The organism is Bacillus litorisediminis, from assembly GCF_022808645.1.
GTDB classification, from domain to species: domain Bacteria; phylum Bacillota; class Bacilli; order Bacillales; family JC228; genus Bacillus_BF; species Bacillus_BF litorisediminis.
Window position 1 is genome coordinate 1 of the sequence record NZ_JAKZKT010000115.1, and the last position, 1,572, is coordinate 1,572.

A 1,572-nucleotide genomic window follows, 5' to 3' on the forward strand; every position below is an offset into this window, starting at 1 on the left:
ATTAAGAAAAACCGGGCAAAAACCGCCCGGTCCTTTTTTGTTTAGCGTATGTCTGATATTTTGTACTCTATCCCTTGTACTCCTTTATAATACTCAGGGTACATTTCTCCTCCACATTTTTCACATGAAAACATAGGGGGAGTAGTTGGATCCCCATCATCCATTAAATCAAAATCTCTTACTATATGAAGTGGTATATCTTCTATTTCATGACACACTAAACAAACATAGCTGACGCTCTGTTTCATGGATTGGTTGATATTTTTCTTCTTTTTCTTTCCTTTTTTGCGGTGTCTGGATACCGGTGAGATATGCAATCGTCCTTTCTAAATAAGCTCTCGTCGTTTGACAAAGTGCCACTTTTATTTCAAGTCTACCATTTTCAAGACAGACTTCTCCCTTGTATTCATAGTAACACTCACAATGTGGACAAACGAGAGGGTCTTTAGCACCGCTTGATACTACTCTCTCCCTCCACGTTTGACGTCTTAATGTCTTTTTCACTTTCACAATCCATCGTTTAGCTTCTTGTTGCCAAATACTAAGTACTTTTTTACATAGATTTTTGATTCTTCTCGAGTACATTCCATAGTGTCTGATTGTCTTAAATTGTTTGTCCGGGATATGTCGAATTAGACGGCTTATGAATTCTTCTACTGTTACCGTTTCTAACTTTTCTTTTCCATCCGTCTTATCCATGTATTTAAATGTTACATACTGGCCATCATATGCCTCGATCCGATTAATACCAATCGCAGGTCGACGAATATAACGTCCAATATAGCGAAGCTGTTCTTTCACCTTTCCTTTTTGTTTGGGGGCATGCACATAGAAGCCCTCTCCGTTATTAGAGAACGCCTTTTGTAATCGTGGCTGAACCTTTTTCTTTTCTCTCTCTGAGAGATTCCTTCTAATTAACTTTAAAACAACAGTCTGCCACTGTTTTCGAAGCATCTCAAATGGCAGGAAATCGTACGATTTCCATTTACCTTTTTTAGTCAGTCCTCCCATTGTAACTAACATATGCACATGGGGATTGAAGTTCACTCTTGACCCGAATGTATGAAGTCCCGCAATTATTCCTGGTGTTATCTTTGCTTTCTTTTCAAAGAACTCCATTATAATTCGTGCAGCTTCATCCATAAAATCTTTTAGTAAATGACGATGAAGTAAGAAAATATCTCGAAGACCCTCATCAATAGTAAAAATGACATGTCTATGATTAACCTGTAACACTTCATCTGTAAGAAGACGACTCCACTCTTCACTTTCACCTACGGAGCAGGTTGTACAAAACCTCCCCTTACAACGGTACGGAATCTTTCTTACATCGTTGCATCCTTCACACACAAGTAGCTTAAATCCATTCTTTGGATCTCCACAATCGCGAAATTTTTCAACCTCCTTTATTACGATTGGACGGATTTTAGCTCCGTGTTTTTCTTTGAATGCTTCCCAATGTTGATTTTCATCAAAAAAGATTTGTTTAAGAATATTCCTCTCCATAAATTGAAAATACCACAGTCCAAACGACCGTGGTAGACCCAAAAATTTATACTTTCTTATCTTTTT

At 37.7% G+C, this 1,572-nt stretch carries 1 protein-coding gene; it reads right to left on the reverse strand.

The window, feature by feature from the left end; all coding sequences use genetic code 11:
• Nucleotides 1–207 precede the first annotated feature (207 nt).
• Nucleotides 208–1,506: an IS91 family transposase gene (locus MLE14_RS22205; protein ID WP_449237021.1), complete on the reverse strand. Its 1,299-nt coding sequence runs from the start codon at nucleotides 1,504–1,506 to the stop codon at nucleotides 208–210.
• Nucleotides 1,507–1,572 lie beyond the last annotated feature (66 nt).

Excerpts from the sequence above, each read along its gene's own strand:
- MLE14_RS22205 (WP_449237021.1), bottom strand. The coding sequence starts at position 1,506 with ATGGAGAGGAATATTCTTAAACAAATCTTTTTTGATGAAAATCAACAT.